This is a genomic window from Arsenophonus endosymbiont of Bemisia tabaci Q2, from assembly GCF_902713415.1.
Classification (GTDB): domain Bacteria; phylum Pseudomonadota; class Gammaproteobacteria; order Enterobacterales; family Enterobacteriaceae; genus Arsenophonus.
In genome coordinates, this window is record NZ_CACTIE010000140.1 from 1 (window position 1) to 1,186 (window position 1,186).

Here is a 1,186-nt window from a genome sequence, read left to right on the forward strand (position 1 = left end):
TTCTCCAATATAAATTTACTGATATAGAGTAATTACTTGTAATCATTTTAAAGTCGCCCAGCTATAGAGCCTGGCAAGAAAAGCCGTTGATAATGGTAAAAACAAATAACGCCGCAAAAGCGGCGTTATTGATAATTGGCTTAGTAAAAAGCGCAATTTTGCGTAATTAAACCCGAAAGAAATCGATATGGGTTAGTTTAGGCTTAAACGGATGACGTTGAACCGCTTGTACTTTAACTTTGGTTTTTTTCCCATCAACCACCAGTGTTAATACTTCATAAAACTCTGGCTTGTTTTCTTGGTTGATAATTTCATCATGGTTGAGTTCAATAAAAACGGGTTCCTGATCACCACCATAGACGATAGCTGGTAATTTGTTGTCTTTACGCAGGCGGCGGCTCGCACCCTTACCCTGCTCTTTGCGGATTTCTGCATTAATCGTTAGCATTATTTGTTCTCATAATATAAATATAAAAAGACTCTGCAACAGGCGACCCAGTGGCAGATCTGATAATAAAAACTTGTTAGTGATTGCTAATTAAGCGGGCGGCATTTTAGCGAAAAAAATGCTCTACAGCAATGAAAAAGATGTCCTAATTTTAGGGCATTGATATTCATTTCAGTAAAAACAGCGATATAGTAAATACAAATAGAAATCATGTTGTTAATAGAGGTCGTCAGCCAGACGATACTTTCCTTGGTAGTCAAAAATTTTCTCTATTATTTGCCAAAACTGGCTTTTTTTACGTGCGATAAAAAAGTTAGGATGACGTAATAATTCCTTTTGACGTAGAATATGGGCTGCAGTTTACCATTGGAAGGGAAGGCCTGAAGCTCGCTGGTGGAGCAATAGGAAAGGTTCTTCAAATACTTTGCGCTGAGCTGAGGTTGTTAATCGAAACAGTTCTGAGACGCTGCTACCATCTTCATCATAGTATAGCTAAGCGACTTAATTCTGATGACATTATTTATATTGAGCTATTCAATTGATTTTAGAGGTAAAGTGATATTTACGATGGAAGAAGAAGGGTTGAGTATCCGAGAAACAGCGAAGCAATTTCGGATTGACTCTGCATTTGTATCGCGTTGGATTAATCAAATAGAGCCGAAAGCATCGACTACGCGTCAGCGAAAAATCGATAAATCCGAGTTGATAAAAGATGTTGAACAATATCCAGATGCTTAC

At 37.7% G+C, this 1,186-nt stretch carries 2 protein-coding genes and 1 pseudogene; 1 reads left to right on the forward strand and 2 read right to left on the reverse strand.

Annotated elements, in window-relative coordinates; all coding sequences use genetic code 11:
* Window positions 1-166 precede the first annotated feature (166 nt).
* Together rplY and ARSQ2_RS12920 are read right to left on the reverse strand one after the other, a co-directional pair.
* The gene (gene rplY / locus ARSQ2_RS07790; protein ID WP_420837754.1) at window positions 167-439 is read right to left on the reverse strand and encodes a 50S ribosomal protein L25; all 273 of its coding nucleotides are present in this window, start codon (window positions 437-439) and stop codon (window positions 167-169) included.
* Window positions 440-664: 225 nt separating this feature from the next.
* A pseudogene (locus ARSQ2_RS12920) lies at window positions 665-937 on the reverse strand (ATP-dependent helicase); the annotation flags it as partial.
* A gap of 36 nt (window positions 938-973) precedes the next feature.
* Between ARSQ2_RS12920 and ARSQ2_RS07795 the strand changes: the two are divergent.
* On the forward strand, window positions 974-1,186 hold a 213-nt coding region (locus ARSQ2_RS07795), incomplete at its 3' end, for an IS630 transposase-related protein (protein WP_238334394.1).